The following is a 365-nucleotide window of genomic DNA, read 5'->3' on the forward strand; positions in this document are numbered from 1 at the left end:
AATAGCAATAAGCTTTTCCATTACGGACCTCATATTGATGGAATTGATGGATTAAAGGGGGCGCTTTTTCAAACGCCCTTCAGAGTTTTAAAGCACATCACAAGGACGCAAACGGTGCTGTTGTTCATAGGTACCGTAGACCTCATCATTATATTTTTCTCTTGCTAAATCATCTAAAAAACTATTGTAGGCATCACTTTCGCGTACAAAGTCATGAACCTCACTCTCTTCATAGAGACTGTCGATATTTTCTTCTACATATGCGTCTGCAATTTCTTCAGAAATGTCTTCACAACTCTTTTCAGAAGGATTTATACGAAAGATTTGGATAACATCATCTACCCCATTAACAATGCTTAGAATTT

At 37.0% G+C, this 365-nt stretch carries 1 protein-coding gene; it reads right to left on the minus strand.

The genetic code is table 11. From position 1 onward, the window contains the following. Positions 1 to 87: 87 nt before the first annotated feature. A partial coding sequence (locus tag BN200_RS08425) for a hypothetical protein (RefSeq protein WP_019222124.1) occupies positions 88 to 365 on the minus strand: 278 nt, incomplete at its 5' end.

This window comes from Bartonella senegalensis OS02 (genome assembly GCF_000312545.1).
In the GTDB taxonomy this organism is placed as follows: Bacteria; Pseudomonadota; Alphaproteobacteria; order Rhizobiales; family Rhizobiaceae; genus Bartonella; species Bartonella senegalensis.